Annotated in this window: 14 protein-coding genes, 1 tRNA gene and 1 pseudogene; 8 read left to right on the forward strand and 8 right to left on the reverse strand. The window is 63.8% G+C overall.

Annotation, left to right across the window (positions count from 1 at the left end; genetic code table 11):
* Window positions 1-54: 54 nt before the first annotated feature.
* From HMPREF9465_RS02435 to trmB, 4 genes and pseudogenes are all read left to right on the forward strand, one after another.
* Window positions 55-855 (forward strand): annotated as a pseudogene (locus tag HMPREF9465_RS02435) (MetQ/NlpA family ABC transporter substrate-binding protein).
* A 59-nt stretch (window positions 856-914) separates the two neighbouring features.
* On the forward strand, window positions 915-1,325 hold the full coding sequence (locus tag HMPREF9465_RS02440) for a phosphate-starvation-inducible PsiE family protein (protein WP_005433763.1): 411 nt from the start codon (window positions 915-917) through the stop codon (window positions 1,323-1,325).
* A gap of 69 nt (window positions 1,326-1,394) precedes the next feature.
* Window positions 1,395-1,468 (forward strand) — tRNA-Gly (locus HMPREF9465_RS02445).
* Window positions 1,469-1,553: 85 nt separating this feature from the next.
* Window positions 1,554-2,312, forward strand: coding sequence for a tRNA (guanosine(46)-N7)-methyltransferase TrmB (gene trmB, locus HMPREF9465_RS02450; RefSeq protein WP_005433766.1), 759 nt, complete (start codon window positions 1,554-1,556; stop codon window positions 2,310-2,312).
* 59 nt (window positions 2,313-2,371) lie between these two features.
* Here trmB and HMPREF9465_RS02455 read toward each other — a convergent pair whose 3' ends face one another.
* Entirely contained in the window at window positions 2,372-3,202 is an 831-nt protein-coding gene (locus tag HMPREF9465_RS02455) for an undecaprenyl-diphosphate phosphatase (protein WP_005433768.1), read from the reverse strand.
* Window positions 3,203-3,364: 162 nt separating this feature from the next.
* On the opposite strand from HMPREF9465_RS02455, the gene HMPREF9465_RS02460 reads away from it, so the two are divergent.
* A complete protein-coding gene (locus HMPREF9465_RS02460; RefSeq protein WP_005433769.1) occupies window positions 3,365-4,060 on the forward strand; it encodes a UPF0149 family protein in 696 nt (231 codons plus the stop codon).
* A gap of 89 nt (window positions 4,061-4,149) precedes the next feature.
* On the opposite strand, the gene mnmC is transcribed toward HMPREF9465_RS02460, so the two are convergent.
* The 6 genes from mnmC to HMPREF9465_RS02490 all read right to left on the reverse strand — a co-directional run bounded on the left by mnmC (window position 4,150) and on the right by HMPREF9465_RS02490 (window position 10,260).
* The gene (mnmC, locus tag HMPREF9465_RS02465) at window positions 4,150-5,787 is read right to left on the reverse strand and encodes an FAD-dependent 5-carboxymethylaminomethyl-2-thiouridine(34) oxidoreductase MnmC (RefSeq protein ID WP_196793843.1); all 1,638 of its coding nucleotides are present in this window, start codon (window positions 5,785-5,787) and stop codon (window positions 4,150-4,152) included.
* 38 nt (window positions 5,788-5,825) lie between these two features.
* Complete coding sequence (ettA, locus tag HMPREF9465_RS02470; protein WP_005433771.1) at window positions 5,826-7,490, reverse strand: energy-dependent translational throttle protein EttA; 1,665 nt, start codon at window positions 7,488-7,490, stop codon at window positions 5,826-5,828.
* 213 nt (window positions 7,491-7,703) lie between these two features.
* The gene (locus HMPREF9465_RS02475) at window positions 7,704-8,354 is read right to left on the reverse strand and encodes a hypothetical protein (protein ID WP_005433772.1); all 651 of its coding nucleotides are present in this window, start codon (window positions 8,352-8,354) and stop codon (window positions 7,704-7,706) included.
* A gap of 48 nt (window positions 8,355-8,402) precedes the next feature.
* The gene (locus tag HMPREF9465_RS02480) at window positions 8,403-8,798 is read right to left on the reverse strand and encodes a hypothetical protein (RefSeq protein WP_005433773.1); all 396 of its coding nucleotides are present in this window, start codon (window positions 8,796-8,798) and stop codon (window positions 8,403-8,405) included.
* A 157-nt stretch (window positions 8,799-8,955) separates the two neighbouring features.
* Window positions 8,956-9,390, reverse strand: a complete 435-nt coding sequence (locus tag HMPREF9465_RS02485; RefSeq protein ID WP_038006379.1) for a universal stress protein — start codon at window positions 9,388-9,390, stop codon at window positions 8,956-8,958.
* A gap of 81 nt (window positions 9,391-9,471) precedes the next feature.
* On the reverse strand, window positions 9,472-10,260 hold the full coding sequence (locus HMPREF9465_RS02490; RefSeq protein ID WP_005433778.1) for a tRNA threonylcarbamoyladenosine dehydratase: 789 nt from the start codon (window positions 10,258-10,260) through the stop codon (window positions 9,472-9,474).
* A 251-nt stretch (window positions 10,261-10,511) separates the two neighbouring features.
* Here HMPREF9465_RS02490 and HMPREF9465_RS02495 point away from each other — a divergent pair, with 251 nt between their 5' ends.
* On the forward strand, window positions 10,512-11,411 hold the full coding sequence (locus HMPREF9465_RS02495; protein ID WP_005433787.1) for a universal stress protein: 900 nt from the start codon (window positions 10,512-10,514) through the stop codon (window positions 11,409-11,411).
* Between the two features lie 240 nt (window positions 11,412-11,651).
* Window positions 11,652-12,515, forward strand: a complete 864-nt coding sequence (locus tag HMPREF9465_RS02500; protein WP_005433789.1) for a LuxR C-terminal-related transcriptional regulator — start codon at window positions 11,652-11,654, stop codon at window positions 12,513-12,515.
* An 80-nt stretch (window positions 12,516-12,595) separates the two neighbouring features.
* Here the strand turns inward: HMPREF9465_RS02500 and moaC are convergent, their stop codons facing one another.
* Window positions 12,596-13,078 (reverse strand): cyclic pyranopterin monophosphate synthase MoaC, encoded by a 483-nt coding sequence (gene moaC / locus HMPREF9465_RS02505; protein ID WP_005433791.1) that lies wholly within the window; start codon window positions 13,076-13,078, stop codon window positions 12,596-12,598.
* Between the two features lie 147 nt (window positions 13,079-13,225).
* On the opposite strand from moaC, the gene HMPREF9465_RS02510 reads away from it, so the two are divergent.
* Window positions 13,226-14,725 carry a M48 family metallopeptidase gene (locus HMPREF9465_RS02510; protein WP_005433792.1) on the forward strand — a complete coding sequence of 500 codons (1,500 nt, stop codon included), beginning with the start codon at window positions 13,226-13,228 and terminating at the stop codon, window positions 14,723-14,725.
* Window positions 14,726-14,830 lie beyond the last annotated feature (105 nt).

Below are 14,830 nucleotides of genomic sequence, written 5' to 3' on the forward strand. Positions count from 1 at the left end.
TAATGCCGCCACGCCCCGCCTCGGGGCGGTTCATACCCGAAAAGGACATTCCGAATGAAACGCCGCACCCTTGTCGCCGCCGCAGGCATTCTTGCCATTGCCGGCAGCATTCCGCTCTCCGCGCTCGCCGCCGAAAAGACCATCGTCGTCGGCGTCACCGCAGGCCCGCACGCCGAAATCATGGAAGTCGTCAAGAGGATCGCCGAAAAACAGGGCATGAAGATCCGCATCGTCGAATTCAACGACTTCGTGTAGCCCAACGCGGCGCTCGTCGCGGGCGATCTGGACATCAACTCGTTCCAGCACAAGCCCTACATGGACCAGCAGAACGAGGACCGCGGCTACAAGCTCGCCTCCGCCGCCCCCACCATCACGTTCCCGCTCACCTACTACACCCGCAAGGGCTACAAGACCCTTGCGGACCTTCCCCAGGGCGCCCGCGTCGGCATTCCGAACGATCCGACGAACGCCAACCGCGCCCTGCACATGCTCGAGGAACAGGGACTCGTGAGACTCAATCCGAAGGCCGGCATTCGCGCCACCGTCCTCGACATCATCGATAACGCCAAGAAGCTCCGCATCATCGAGCTCGACTCCGCCCAGCTGCCCCGCAGCCTCGAGGACCTTGACGCCGCCGCCATCAACGCGAGCTACGCCGAGCCCGCAGGACTCACGCCCGCCAAGGACGGCATCGCCCAAGAACGCCCCGACGGCCCCTACGCCAACATCCTCTGCGTCCGCGCCGAGGACCTCTCCAAGCCCTGGGTCGCCAAGTTCGTCCAGTGCTACCACTCCCCCGAAGTCAAGGCATTTGTAGAAAAGCGCTTCAACGGGGGCATGCTCTGCGCCTGGTGATGCTAATATGCAATGAACAAACGCACCCTCGTTTTTCATAAGCATTACCTATCGCCACAATGGATCAAAACCACAACTCCGAGACGGCGCCGCTTTCCGATGCCGCCGTCAAGTTCAACTCTGTTCTGACGTTCGCTCAGGGCTTCGCGCTCGTTGCCATCGCCGTCGCCGCCCTGGTCGGCATCTGCTCCTCGATCTGGAGCATGGTCGAGCTTGAGAAGGCCAGCCTCGGCGACCTGCTCCTGCTCTTCCTCTACATCGAGATCCTCTCCATGGTGAAGGGCTCCGCGCTCGGCACCCGCGAGATCCCGATCCGCACGCCGGTGGCTCTTGCCATCGTGGCCGTCGCCCGCTACATCGTGGTCGACGTCGAGCACATGACGCCCGCCTTCATGCTCATGACCGCAGGCGCCATTCTGGTTCTCGTCTGCGCCCTCTGGGTGCTCAGCCACGTGCGCTTCCGCCACTGAGCGGCAACGTCCGGCGCATGCCGCCCGAAGAACGGCGGCATGCTTTTATGGTAGAATTCCAGACCTGTTGCGGGTGTAGCTCAATGGCAGAGCAATAGCCTCCCATGCTAAAGACGAGGGTTCGATTCCCTTCACCCGCTCCATATTCCAAGGATCCCGCCTGAGCGTAAGCTGCGGGATCTTTTCGTATCTACCGCCGCCCCGTGCGGCCCGCCCCTGCTCCGCACCATGGAAAAGAACTGCGAAAAGCCCGAGTTGACGCCTGAAGAACTCGAGGCGCTCAAGAAGCGCCACATCCGCTCCTTCGTCATGCGCCGCGGCCACATCTCGGCCGCCCAGAAGCGCGCCCTTGACGAGTCGCTCCCGCAATACCAGATCGAGTACGCCCCCGAGCTTCTCGACGCCGACAAGGCCTTCGGCCGCCACGCCCCGCTCGTTCTCGAAATCGGCTGCGGCATGGGCGAGACGACCGCCGCCATCGCGCAGGCCCACCCCGAGGTCAACTTCCTCGGCTGCGAGGTCTTCGTGGCCGGCGTCGGCGCGCTTGCCAAGCGTCTCGACGAGATGTCCCTCACCAATGTGCGCATCGTCCGCCACGACGCCGTTGAAATCGTGCGCGACATGATCGCCGAGAACTCCCTCGACGGCGTGCACATCTACTTCCCCGATCCCTGGCGCAAGGCCCGCCATCACAAGCGCCGCCTCGTCGCCCAACCCTTCATCGGACTCCTCGCCTCCCGCATTCGTCCGGGCGGCTACATCCACTGCGCCACGGACTGGGAGAACTACTCCGAGCAGATGCTCGAAGTGCTCGAGGGCGAACCGCTCCTCGAGAACCTCCACGGCGCCGGCAACTTCAGCCCCGTGATGGGCAACCCGCTCTGCGAGCGTCCCCGCACGAAGTTCCAGGCCCGCGGCGAACGCCTCGGCTACGGCATCTGGGATCTGGTCTACATCCGCAAGCAACCCGCTCCCTCTGCGTCATAAAAAAAGCGCGCCTTCCCGGAAAAGGCGCGCTTTTTTCTTGAGCCATCGGCAAACGGCGATCACCAGCTCACCAGCCCCGTCGCCCAGGTAAGGAGGATCACGCCGCCGAAGATGATGCGGTACCATCCGAAGCCGCGGAAGTCGTGCCTCGAAACAAAGCGGATGAGCCAGTGGACGACGACGAGCGCAGAGAAGAAGGACACCACCGTTCCGACCGCCAGTCCCGGCAGATTGGCGGCGACAAGCTGCTCGCGCGCCTGCCAGAGGTCCCAGACCGTGGCGCCGAAGATCGTCGGAATCGCGAGGAAGAAGGAGAACTCGGTCGCAGCCTTGCGCGAAAGCCCGAAGATGAGGCCGCCGATGATCGTGGCGCCCGAGCGGCTCGTGCCGGGAATCATCGCGAGACACTGCGCGACGCCGACCTTGAGCGCGTCCTTCCAGTCCATGTCGTCCATCTCCTTCACGCGCGGCTCGATGCCGAGCTTCTCATGACGATGCTCGACATAGAGGATGATGAGGCCGCCGATGACCAGCGCCGTCGCCACGGTGAGCGGATTGAAGAGATAGGTCTTGAGAAGATCCGAGACAAGAACGCCGACGACGGCAGCGGGGAGGAAGGCCACGAGCGTATTGACGACGAGGCGCTGCTGGACGGGCTCCGAAAAGAGACCACGGAGGACCCTGATGATCCTCATCCTGTAGTACCAACAGACCGCAAGGATCGCACCCGCCTGAATGGCGACGACGAACGTGTCTGACGTTGCATCCGTGAATCCCACGAGGTCCGCCGCCACGATCAGATGCCCAGTCGAACTCACCGGAAGGAATTCAGTGAGGCCTTCGACGATGCCGAGGAAGGCGGCCTGCAGCAGATAAAGCCAGTCGAACATTGAGCGTCCTGTATCGGAATGGTGAAAAGCGCCCATATTGTCGCAGATACGACGCACGGACACACTTGAGGGAAACAAGCCGTTACGGCTCTCGAGCCCTGCAGGCCAAAGCCCGCTTTGTTAAGATAGCGCCATCATCAATCCTCAACCGGAACTCCAGAAATGGCGAACGAAAAACAGATGGACAGCGAGCTTATTGAAGAGCTTCAGCAGCGCCTTGAAGCGCTCAACAACGAAGGCGTGATGGATGCAGGCGTGATCGACGGCTTCCTGACCGCCTATGCGCTCAACCCCGAGCACCCGAGCAAGCACGACATCTACCCCTACATCTTCAGCGAGGAAGGCGATCCCGCCGCCCTGCCCGAAGACGACCGCATCCTCGAGCTGCTCGACATTCGCCTCAACGAAATCCAGGCCGCGCTGGCCGCCAAGGGCGGTCTTGATCCGGTCATCTTCCCGCTCGTCGACGACAACGACGAGATCATCACCGACGAAGAGGGCATCGAAGCCCTCGAACCCTGGGCCTCCGGCTTCTTCTTCGGCATGATGCACTGGCGCGAGGACCTCATCGCCGACGACGAGATCAACTCGCTCGCCACGCCGATCATCCGCAACATCTCTCCCGACGACTTCGAAACCCCCGAGGAAGCCGAGCAGTTCGTGCAGGAATACCGCAGCGGCGAGATGCCGAAGAACCTCGAGGACGCCCTCTACGACCTCGTCAAGGCCGTCTTCGATCTCAAGCAGCTCGTCGATCCGAACAAGCCCGTCGTGCGCGAAGAACCCCGCGTGGGCCGCAACGACCCCTGCCCCTGCGGCAGCAGCAAGAAGTTCAAGCAGTGCTGCGGTAAAAAGTAAGCCTTACGTCCAGTGACTGACGAAAGGGACGATCCTGCACGGACCGTCCCTTTGCTTTTTTCGGCCAGATCTTTTTCAACCTTCCTCTCTCAGCCCGCGAGCAGCTTCGGGAGGAAGCGCGCGGGATCGAGCTTCGCGGCGAGCGATCCGGGCAGCGCCTGCACGTCGCCCGTCACGTCCGCCGCCACGTGCCTTGCGCACGCAAGCCCCCAGGTGAGCCCGCGGGAGCCGAAGCCCGCGCAGATCCAGAGACCAGGCGCCCTGGGAATCGATCTCGCTTCGGGCACGCCCCTGAAAGCAAGCCCCTCGAGCTCGGCGACCGTCCAGCCGCGGCCCGCAAGCGGCATGCGGTCGGCGGGTACGGCTCGGACGCCTTCGTAAAAGCCCGCGGCCAGCACGTCGGGGCGACGCCCCGTGAGCTTGTCGAAGGTGGACAGGTTGTGCTCATGCGCCTCCTGCACCGCAACGTCGGGCGCCTCGCCCGGCTCGTACGTGGCGCCCACCGCGCAGAAGCCTTCCGTTCGGGCTACGTATCCGTCACCCGTGAGCGCACACCTGAGTTCAGGAAGATCCGTCTCCCTGAGGAGCGATATGCGTCCGTAAAGCGGACTGAGTCCCATCGTGCCGCGTGCGAGGCCGAGCACGCAGGGTGTGGCAAGCGCGGCGCAGACAACCGCCTTCGGAGCGCGGGCAACGACGACGCCCTGAGCCGACACGGCCTCCCACAGCCCCTCTCGCCTGCGAAGGCTCACGGGCATGTTCGTGAGCACCTGAGCCTGCGCCGCCTCAAGCATCCTTCTGGCAAAACGTCCCGCATGCACGAGACCGGCCTTCGGGTAGAGCCAGCCGCCGCGCGAGAGTGCAAGTCCCGCCCGCTCGGACGCCTCCTCACGCGGGAGGAGCGACGCGAAGTCTCCCGGAAGATGCACGGGACGGCCATAGGCTGCGGCCTCCCGCCACTTTTCGTACTCCTCCTCGGACGAGGCCGTGTCAACGACGCCCTCGGGAATGAAGGCGTCGGGGAAGTCTCGAAGCACCTCCGTCATGGCCTCAAAGCCCGCTCGCGTGAGCTGAAAGAGCGGCGAATCCGACGCCTGCCAGTGCGGATGAATGAGTCCCGCATGAAGGGCCGAGGCGCCGCTGCCGGGCACAGGCCCCGCATCAACGACCACGGCACGACTGCCGCGCTGAGCGAGCTCCCATGCCGTCATGGCGCCGGCAAGCCCCGCACCCACGATCAGCACGCGCTCCGAAGCGCTGCTTCCGCCCCCCTGTTGTTCCTGCTGCTCTTCAGGAGCCTTCCGTGCGCTCCTCAGGCGCCACGACTCTCCGTCAGGCTCAAGAAAACCCGGCGCGCGTTCAAGCGGCGCCGTCGTGACGAGACGGGTTCGAGCCCCCATCAGACGTCTGAACCCGCCGTTGATGTCCTCGGGCATCGAAACGAGCACGTCGGGCACGGTCGTCGTCTCCCTGAGGGCCGCAGCGGCGGTCTCCGCCCTGACGAGGACGAGCCTCGTCCCGCCGCAGGGCACCACGTGGAGTCCCGGCATTGACGCAAATCCCGAATCTCCGGGAACTAGTCCGAGCGCCTGCGCGACGTCCTCCGCCGTCTCTTGCGCCACGGGAACGAGCACGGTGCGGACTTCGCAGGGCTCCAACGGCAAAAGCCTCTGCCGCACGAAGTCGAGCAGAGGCTTTTTCGCAGATGTCAGCAGATGAACGGTCATCGCATCGGCCCGGCCTTTCGGCCGGGCGCATTTCCTCATCAGTGCTTGAGCGGCTTGAAGCGAAGGCGCTTGGGCTGGCAGGCCTCTTCGCCGAGACGGCGGCGCTTGTCGGCTTCGTACTCGTTGTAGTTGCCGTCGAAGAATACGACGCGGGAGTCGCCCTCAAAGGCGAGGATGTGCGTCGCGATTCGGTCGAGGAACCAGCGGTCATGAGACGTCACGAGGGCGCAGCCCGCAAATTCGAGCAGGGCCTCCTCGAGGGCGCGCAGCGTTTCGACGTCGAGGTCGTTCGACGGTTCGTCGAGAAGCAGCACGTTGCCACCGGCGAGAAGCGTCTTGGCAAGGTGCAGACGGCCGCGCTCGCCGCCGGAAAGGCTGCCGACGAGCTTCTGCTGGTCGCCGCCCTTGAAGTTGAAGCGGCCGAGATAGGCACGGCTCGACATCGAGAACTTTCCCACCTGCAGGATGTCCTGGCCGTCGGCCACGGCGTCGAACGCCGTCTTGTCGTTCGGGAGCGAGTCGCGCATCTGGTCGACGGCGGCAAGCTTGACCGTGGTGCCGATCTTGATTTCGCCGCTGTCGGGCTGCTCGCGGCCCGTGATCATCTTGAAGAGCGTGGACTTGCCGGCGCCGTTCGGACCGATCACGCCGACGATGGCGCCGGCGGGGATGCGGAACGACAGGTCGTCGATGAGCAGGCGGTCGCCGAAGCCCTTGGAAACGTGGTTGAACTCGATCACGTCGTTGCCGAGACGCTCGGCGACAGGGATGAAGATTTCATTCGTTTCGTTGCGCTGCTGGTACTCGACGCTGGAGAGCTCCTCGAAGCGCGCAATACGGGCCTTGGACTTGGCCTGACGGCCCTTCGGATTCTGACGGACCCATTCAAGCTCGTGCTTGATGGCCTTCATGCGGGCGTCTTCCTGACGCTTTTCGATCTCAAGGCGCTTTTCCTTCTGGTCAAGCCAGGAGGAGTAGTTGCCCTTCCAGGGAATGCCTTCGCCGCGGTCGAGTTCGAGAATCCATTCGGCCGCGTTGTCGAGGAAGTAGCGGTCATGGGTCACGGCGACGACGGTACCGGGGAAGCGGTGCAGGAACTGCTCGAGCCATTCGACGGATTCGGCGTCGAGATGGTTCGTCGGTTCGTCGAGCAGCAGCATGTCGGGACGAGAGAGCAACAGGCGGCAGAGCGCGACGCGGCGCTTTTCACCACCGGAGAGGTTGCCGATCACGGCATCCCAAGGCGGAAGGCGCAGGGCGTCGGCGGCGATCTCCATCTGAGTCTCGACGTTCGTGCCCGCAGCGGCGATGATGGCCTCAAGACGGGCCTGCTCGGCAGCAAGGGCGTCGAAGTCGGCGTCGGGATCGGCATAGGCGTCGTAGACGGCGTTGAGCTTCTCCTGAGCCTGCATCACCTCGCCCATGCCCTCCTCGACGGTCTCGCGGACGGTCTTGGCCGGATCAAGAGCGGGTTCCTGCGGCAGGTAGCCGATGTTGATGCCGGGCATCGGGATGGCTTCGCCCTCGATGTCCTTGTCGACGCCCGCCATGATCTTGAGGAGCGTGGACTTGCCGGCGCCGTTGAGGCCGAGGACGCCGATCTTGGCGCCCGGGAAGAACGAGAGGGAAATGTCCTTAAGAATCTGACGCTTCGGCGGGACGATCTTCCCGACGCGGTTCATCGTAAAAACATACTGGGCCATGGTTTGATGACTACTCCGGACATGACGAAGGCGGCCGGAGAACGAAGGATTCGTCCGAACGCAACGTGCATGAGCTGATAAGGGAAAAAATGAGGCGCGGACCGACGGATGCCGGACGCATGGAATGTGCCGCTATCTTAACGGAAACGGCGGGGCTTGGCGACAAAAAAGCCGCGGACTCTGCCGCGGCTCTTGTGAGGGTTTGCTTCAGACCTAGTGCTTCTTGAGGCCGAAGTAACCCCTGAAGATCCAGAACTTTCTTAGCCCGTTGATGCGCTCGAGCTCCTTTCGGCGCTCCTCGCCCATCATTTCAGGCTGGAACTGAAGCCATTTCTTGAGGGCGCCCGACATGTCGAAGTCCTCGAGAAGGCGACGAAGGAAGCCCGGCATCCAGCCCGTGTAGAGCGAAGCCTGGAAGTCGATGAGGCCGGGCGAGCCGTTGGGGCGGATCATCACGTTGCCCGTTCCGCGCACGTCGAGATGCACGACGCCGCGCGCATGCATGGCGCGCAGGAGCTCCTCGAACGCCTCAAGATAGGCGGGCGTGACGCGCTCGGGTTCGCGGCCGATGTTCGAGCCCTCCATGAAGAGCACGGCCATCGCCTCGCGGTCGATGCGGAAGGACTCCTGGGAAACGCCCTCGACGCCGCGCAGGCGCGCGAGAATCGAAAGCTCTCGCCTCAGCAGGAAGGGCGCGATGAAGGTGCGGACCCACCAGGGACGCGCGGAGAAGTCCTTCACGGTCCAGGAGCGTCCGTCAATCTCCACGCGCGTGACGACAGCGTTGGCCACGCGGCCGTTGCGCAGGAGCTTCGTCGGAGCCTGTGCCAGATCGGCACGGGCAAAAGGCTTGGTCTCGGTCATGAGGTATCCCGGAGAGGCCGCCCGAAGGCGGCGCGTCCCCTGACGTCATCAGGGCATGGCGATGCCACTGCCGGCGGCAGGCGGCGCCTGGAAGCCCGGCATGCCCGGGGTGACGATCTGGCTGGCGGCCTCGCGGCGCATGGCCTGAAGCTTTTCGATCGTGTCGCGCACGCCCTGCTTGGCTGCCTCGCCGTAGCCGGCGACGGCTTCGGCAAGCGTTTCGGCCTTGATCTCAAAGGAAATCGGCAGCGGACCCATCTGGGTCATGATCTGCGTGTCGCCGAGGAAGAGGAGCGGACGGTTCGTGTCGCGCTCGCCGGAGTCGAGAATCGGCGTCAAGACGTGGATGGTGCCGACCTTGCGGTCCGTCACGACCTCTTCGCGATAGAGGCTGGCCACATCCATCTGGGTGTTCATGGCATCAATGCTGTCCTGTGCGGGCATAAGACTCTCCGAATGGCCGCAGGCGTTGCGCCGGCGGCGTCATGTTCCAATCAATATCCAATCAATGGGAAGCCGGCGGCAGGCCGCCGGCGTCGCGTCGAAATTGTACAGAAGTTGACGGGACGGTCCGCAGGGCCGTCCCGAAGGCGTCGTCAGATCAGCGGTAGACCATGACGGGAATCTGGGAGTGCGTGAGCACCTTCTGGGTTTCGGAGCCGAGCAGGACGGCCGCGAAGCCCTGACGGCCGTGGCTCGCCATGAAGACGACGTCGCAGTCGTGCTTCTTGGACTGTTCGATGATCGCCTCGGCGGGCGAGAAGCTCTTCACCATGAGGGTGGTCGAGGGCACCCCGATTTCATCGCAGCGGCGCTTGGCGTCGGCAAGACGGTCCTTGGCCTCGGCGGTCACGCGCTCGTCGTACTGCTCGATCGATTCCGGACGGTATTCGGAAAGATTCGTGTAGGAGTACGGCTCGACGACGGTGATGAGCACGAGCGAAGCGCCGAGAGACTTGGCAAAGCGGGCGGCGCCCTCCACGGCCTTTTCCGACATCGGCGTGCCGTCGGTCGGAACCAGAATGCGCTTGTACATGATGTTGAGATCCTTTTTACTCTGTTTTTCCATGGCGCCGTCCTGCGCGGGACGACGCATATCCTTTCATTGTAGGCGGATTCAGTCTGCCGTGTTTTGAGCGCCCGCAATATCGTTGATCACGATTCCCGCCAGCCTGAGGCCTGCGGAACCCGTCACGGAGACGAAGGAGCCGAAGCCGATCCGGCTGCCGGGCTCGGCGCCGATCGCCTCCAGACTGTCGGCGCCGGGCTGCCTGAGAGGCTCCGTGCTGTAGACCGCGGGAATGCCGAAGAGCGTCGAGCGGCCGTCGGCCGAACCTGCGGGGAAGCCGTACTCCTTTCTAAGAAAGGTGCGTAGCTTCCCGAGAAGCGGATCACCCTTGACGCGCGCGAGGTCCGAAACCTCGATGCGCGAGGGATCGATGCGCGCGCCTGCGCCGCCCGCGCAGACGGTCCTCACGCCCATGCCGCGGGCCGCCGCATGCAACGCGGCCTTTCCCTTGAGGTCGTCGATGCAGTCGACGAGCCAGTCGCAGTCGGACGGAATGACCTGCGCCGCGTTCTCGGGCGTCACGAAGAGCGTCTTCACCTCGATGCGGCAGTCAGGATTGATGAGCAGGCAGCGCTCCCTGAGCACCTCGGCCTTCGCGCGTCCGTAGGCGCCCTCAAAGGCGGGCAGCTGGCGGTTCGTGTTCGAGAGCGCCACATCGTCGCCGTCGATCAGCGTGATGCGGCCCACCGACGTGCGGACCAGAGCCTCCACGACCCAGCTGCCGACGCCGCCCAGCCCCACCACGGCCACATGCGCGTCGGCGAGGCGCCTGGCGCCCTCCTCGCCGAAAAGACGGCCCACGCCTCCGAATCGCCTCGGGTCAGTCGTCACGCTCATATCAGTTCTCCATTTGTCCGAACAATTAGATTTTTAAAATGTGAGTGAAGTTTTCCGAGAGGCTCAATTTCGTTTTTTATTGCTTTAGAGCAAGAAAACGACGGTGCGAACGTCTTGGCTTTGATGCCGCCGCAGTCGTTTCAGAGTACATTGTCCTCAAGGACGGAAGTTCTTCGCCACCGCGAGTGTAAAGCACGGCGACGGCAAAGAACAACGTGACCACCGTCCTGCAAAGATCCTCAGGAGGTTATATGCGCATTCTCGTTCCCGTTGACGGCAGTGAAAACAGCATGCACGCCGTGGAATTCATCGCCAGCCGCACCACGCTTCTCGGGAGCAATCCGGAAATCGAAGTCCTGAACGTTCAGCTTCCGCTTCCGGCACGCGCCTGCCGACTCGTCGGCCAGGACTCCCTGACCCGCTACTATGAAGACGAAGCCGCCAAGGTCTTCGAACCCGTGCGCGCCGAGCTCAACAAGGTCGGCTTCCAGGCAGGCGAGGCCTTCCTCGTCGGCGAAGCCTCCGACAGCATCGCGGCCGAAGCCGAAAAGTTCGGCGCCGACCTGATCGTCATGGGCTCCCGCGGCCAGACCGCTCTTCGCGGCCTCTTCTTCGGCTCCGTCTCGAACGGCGTCCTCGCCAAGTCCAAGTGCCCCGTCCTGATGCTGCGCGACAAGGCCGCGCCGCAGTCCGACGCTCTCAAGGTCGGCATCGCGGTCGACGGCTCCAAGTACGGCCGCGCCGCCGTGCGCTACGCCCTCAAGCACATCTCGCTCTTCGGCACGGGCGCACAGTTCTACCTCATCAACGTGGTGAGCGACTACGCCGGCGCCGTGATGCCCGACATGGCCGGCATGGCCCTGCCCGCACTCTCCGAAGAGGAAGTGCTCGAACTGCAGAAGGACGAGTTCAATGAAGCCGTCGAGCCGCTGCGTCCGCTCTTTGCCAAGGCCGCCGTCGCGACCAAGGAAATCTGCCTCGTCGGCAACGCAGGCGACGAAATCGCCGCCTTCGCGAAGAAGAAGAAGCTCGACCTCGTGGTCATGGGCTCCCACGGCTACGGCCGCTTCAAGGCCGCCGTCATGGGCTCGACCGCAACCCGCATCGCCGCCACGGGCGACGTTCCGCTTTTGATCATCCGTCAGGCCTGACGGCCTGAGCGCAGCGGGCGGTTCCTGCAGGATGCCACCCGCCGCTGAAGATAGCCGGCCTCTGGCCGGCTATCTTTTTCCACCGGCATACGCCCTGGAGCACCTGCAACACAGGCATTTCGACGAACGGCACGCCTGACCATCCCCGATTTGCGGGATGTCGTAGAATACCTGCATGTTCCGCCGGGCAGCGTCTCAGCCGCCCGGCGCCCCACCTCTGCGACCCTGACAAATCCAAAGATGATTACTCTCACCGAAGAACAGTTGAGTTCTAGCGGCACGACCGCCGCGGGCAAGGACTCCAAGAAGTCGCCCGCTTCCTCCGGCCGCAGGCTCGACACCTCCGACCTCCAGGAGGGCAGGGGCGGCCGCCGTTATGTCAACGGCACGTTCCCCCGCGAACAGGACCGCGACTCCAAGTTTTCGAGCTCCGCTCCCTCAAGTCGCATCCGCGTGCTGATCGCCGCGAACAGCAAGACGGAAGCCCGCTCCCTGAGCGCCATGCTCTCGGACCGCAACGAGTTCATGGTCGTCGGCACCGCCACGACCTTCAACGAGCTTGACGCCACGCTGCACCTGCGCACCGACGTCGACGTGCTCGTCACCGACGTCGAACTCGGCGGCGCCACGGTCTTCCCCATCGTCGAAAAGGCTGTCACGCTCCGCCCGAACCTCAACGTGCTCTGCTACACGAACCGCAGCGAGCCGAACTTCATCATGAACGCCATCCGTGCGGGTGCGCTCGGCTACGTGCTACGCAACTCCCAGGAAAGCCTGGACAACTGCGTGCGCCTCATCAACGGCGGCGGATCCCCGATGTCCCCCGCCGTGACCCGCCACGTCCTGCGCGCCATGCAGATGAAGAAGAACTCCGAGCCGCTCGTGGCCGCCACGAACGACGCGCCCGACATCTCCACCCGCGAGCGCGAGATTCTCGAGCTTCTGGCCAAGGGCATTCCGTTCGCCGAAATCGGCACGATCCTCATGATCTCGCCGCACACCGTGACTGCACACATCAAGAAGATCTACCGCAAGCTTCAGGTCCACTCCCGCGGCGAAGCGGTCTACGAGGCCAGAGCCCTCAACCTGATCAGCGACAGCTGACGACGGGCTCCATACGAAAGGAGGCCGGCGTGCCAAATGCACGCCGACCTCCTTTCGTTTCAGTCAGGGAAAAAGCCGCCTCAGGCCCTTTCAGCCGTCCAGCGGCCCGACTTACCGCCGTCCTTCTCGAGAAGGCGTATGTCGGTCATCACCATGCCTCGGTCGACGGCCTTGCACATGTCGTAGATCGTGAGCAGGCCGACCTGCACGGCCGTGAGCGACTCCATCTCGACGCCCGTCTTGCCGTAGCATTCGCAGCGGGCCGTGCACGTCACGGCGTGCGTCTTCTCGTCAAGCTCGAAGTCGACCGCCACGCGGGTGAGTCCGATCGGATGGCAGAGCGGCACGAGATCCGACGTGCGCTTGCTGGCCATGATGGCCGCCACGCGCGCAATGCCGATCACGTCGCCCTTCTTGGCCGTACCACCCGCGACGAGCTCGAACGTGGCGGGCTGCATGTGGATGCGGCCGCAGGCCACTGCGATTCGGTGCGTCTCGGACTTCTCGCCGACGTTGACCATATGGGCCTGACCGGCCTCGTCAAAGTGTGTCAGTTCGCTCATTTTCGTTACCTTTGATCCTGTAAGGCGCCCGAAAGCGGGGCTCCGGGCGCGTCCGCCCATTATGATAGCGGTCGGGACCTCCATTTTGTCTGCACGATGCGCAGGCGCGGCGCACACTGTCCGCTCCTCCACCCCAAAGGAATTTCGATGAACTTCAAAGCGTGGGTACTTCTCGTCTCGGCCATGACGACCGCATGCCTGCCCGGCACGGCACTGTCGGCAGGCCAGACGCCGCTCGACCTCAACCTGCCGAGTCTGGGCACCGTCGCAGGCGCCGAGCTCTCACCCGCCGACGAATACGCTCTCGGCGCGCAGATCATGCGGCAGGTTCGAGCCGACCCCACCTACATGTCGGACCCCGAAACGAGCGAATACCTCAACAGGCTCGGCTACCAGCTCGTCAGCAACGCGAACACCTACACCTACCAGTTCTTCTTCTTTCCCATCCGGGACGCAACGCTCAACGCCTTCGCGCTTCCGGGCGGCTACATCGCCGTGCACACGGGCACCATCATCAACGCTCAGAACGAAAGCGAGCTTGCAGGCGTCATGGGCCATGAAATCGGCCACGTCTCCCAACGCCACATCGCGCGCATGATCGAGGCCCAGAAGGGGAACATGGCCCTCACAATCGGTTCCATGCTTCTGGCCATTCTCGCCGCACGAGCGGGCGGAAATTCGGGCGGTCACGCCGCCGCGGCCGTCGCCATGGGCTCCCAGGCCGCCATGATCCAGTCCCAGCTCAACTACTCGAGAGACGCCGAACGAGAGGCCGACCGCGTGGGTCTGCAGACCCTCTACAACGCAGGCTTCGACCCCAAGGGCATGGAGAGCTTCTTCGAGCGCCTCCATTCGAGCAACCGCTTCTACGAATCGGCCGCCCCCGCCTACCTCTCCACCCATCCGCTCACCGTCGAGCGAATGGCCGACATGGAGAACCGCACCCGCAGCATCCCGCCGCGCCTGCACCGCGACAGCCTCGACTTCAAGCTGATCCAGGCGCGCCTTGAGGTGCTGCAGGAGACGCGCCACGACGGCTGGTACAAGGTCAGGAAGGAATTCCAGCGCCGCCTCAAGACCTCCTCGGGCGTCAATGAGGCCGTGCTTCACTACGGCCTCTCGGTGGCGGCCCAGAAGCTGCACGAACCCGACGAGGCCCTCGTCGAGGCGCGCCTCGCCATGAAGGCGGGCAAGAGCGCCATTCTCGTGCGCAATCTCACGCGCACCGAGTACGACGCCGCCCGCACCGCCGCCGACAAGAGAAAGGCCGTCGAGGACGCCCGCAGCGCCGTCGATCGCTTTCCGCTCTCCACGATGATTGCGGAAAACTACGTCGACCTCCTCTACAGCCAGAACGAGCATCAGAAGCTCATCAACTTCCTGCGCAGCAACACCGCGATAAGCCAGGAGAGCTCCAACTACCATGCACTCCTCGCACGCTCCTACGAAAAGCTCGGCAAGAAGAGCCTCCAGTACCTGCACACGGGCGAGATGTACGCGCTCTATGGCTCCACCGAGGCGGCCGTCTACCAGATGACGCTCGGGCAGAAGGCCGCCGACGGCGACTTCTACACCATGAGCCAGATCGACGCACGCCTGCGCGAACTGCGCGAGCAGCTCCTCATCGAGAAGGAGCGCGCCAAGTGATAGGCCCCGCAGGCGCCTGCATCAGGGCCCGAAAGCGTGCGAAAATACCGCAACCGCCTTCCCCGAGGGGAAGGCTCAACCGTTTTTACCCATTCGAAACAGAAT

The sequence above is a fragment of the Sutterella wadsworthensis 2_1_59BFAA genome, from assembly GCF_000297775.1.
Classification (GTDB): domain Bacteria; phylum Pseudomonadota; class Gammaproteobacteria; order Burkholderiales; family Burkholderiaceae_F; genus Sutterella; species Sutterella wadsworthensis_A.

Coding starts and splice junctions, on each gene's coding strand:
- HMPREF9465_RS02440 (WP_005433763.1), top strand. CDS start 915: ATGGATCAAAACCACAACTCCGAGACGGCGCCGCTTTCCGATGCCGCC.
- trmB (WP_005433766.1), top strand. CDS start 1,554: ATGGAAAAGAACTGCGAAAAGCCCGAGTTGACGCCTGAAGAACTCGAG.
- HMPREF9465_RS02455 (WP_005433768.1), bottom strand. CDS start 3,202: ATGTTCGACTGGCTTTATCTGCTGCAGGCCGCCTTCCTCGGCATCGTC.
- HMPREF9465_RS02460 (WP_005433769.1), top strand. CDS start 3,365: ATGGCGAACGAAAAACAGATGGACAGCGAGCTTATTGAAGAGCTTCAG.
- mnmC (WP_196793843.1), bottom strand. CDS start 5,787: ATGACCGTTCATCTGCTGACATCTGCGAAAAAGCCTCTGCTCGACTTC.
- ettA (WP_005433771.1), bottom strand. CDS start 7,490: ATGGCCCAGTATGTTTTTACGATGAACCGCGTCGGGAAGATCGTCCCG.
- HMPREF9465_RS02475 (WP_005433772.1), bottom strand. CDS start 8,354: ATGACCGAGACCAAGCCTTTTGCCCGTGCCGATCTGGCACAGGCTCCG.
- HMPREF9465_RS02480 (WP_005433773.1), bottom strand. CDS start 8,798: ATGCCCGCACAGGACAGCATTGATGCCATGAACACCCAGATGGATGTG.
- HMPREF9465_RS02485 (WP_038006379.1), bottom strand. CDS start 9,390: ATGTACAAGCGCATTCTGGTTCCGACCGACGGCACGCCGATGTCGGAA.
- HMPREF9465_RS02490 (WP_005433778.1), bottom strand. CDS start 10,260: ATGAGCGTGACGACTGACCCGAGGCGATTCGGAGGCGTGGGCCGTCTT.
- HMPREF9465_RS02495 (WP_005433787.1), top strand. CDS start 10,512: ATGCGCATTCTCGTTCCCGTTGACGGCAGTGAAAACAGCATGCACGCC.
- HMPREF9465_RS02500 (WP_005433789.1), top strand. CDS start 11,652: ATGATTACTCTCACCGAAGAACAGTTGAGTTCTAGCGGCACGACCGCC.
- moaC (WP_005433791.1), bottom strand. CDS start 13,078: ATGAGCGAACTGACACACTTTGACGAGGCCGGTCAGGCCCATATGGTC.
- HMPREF9465_RS02510 (WP_005433792.1), top strand. CDS start 13,226: ATGAACTTCAAAGCGTGGGTACTTCTCGTCTCGGCCATGACGACCGCA.